Raw genomic sequence first — 372 nt, 5'->3', positions numbered from 1 at the left:
GTGCGAGATTCTCACGTGAGCGATACTAGAGTGAGCCCCCGAAAGACCGGAGCAGCCGCTCCGCCGATCCCCTGGAAGGGAACTGCAGTGACCTACGTGATCGCTCAGCCGTGCGTCGCCCTCAAGGACAAGGCGTGCCTCGAGGAGAGTCCCGTGCACTGCATCAACGAGGGGTAGCGCTCGCTGTACATCCACCCGGACGAGTGGGGGGACTGCGGCACCCGAGAGCCGGGGTGCCCGGTCGAGTCCATCTACTACGAGGACGACGTCCCCGACGAGTGGACCGACTACTACCGGGCGAACGTCGAGCTCTTCGACGACATCGCCTCCCCCGGCGGCCCCGCCAAGATGGGCGTCATCCCGCAGGACGAC

Annotated in this window: 1 pseudogene; it reads left to right on the top strand. The window is 66.1% G+C overall.

From position 1 onward, the window contains the following. Positions 1 to 87: 87 nt before the first annotated feature. Positions 88 to 372: pseudogene (gene fdxA, locus V5O49_RS00220) on the top strand (ferredoxin); the annotation flags it as partial.

The sequence above is a fragment of the Isoptericola haloaureus genome (assembly GCF_036689775.1).
Lineage (GTDB): Bacteria > Actinomycetota > Actinomycetes > Actinomycetales > Cellulomonadaceae > Isoptericola > Isoptericola haloaureus.
Note: the sequence above shows the minus strand (reverse complement) of the source record. Positions and strands in the feature narration are given on the sequence as shown.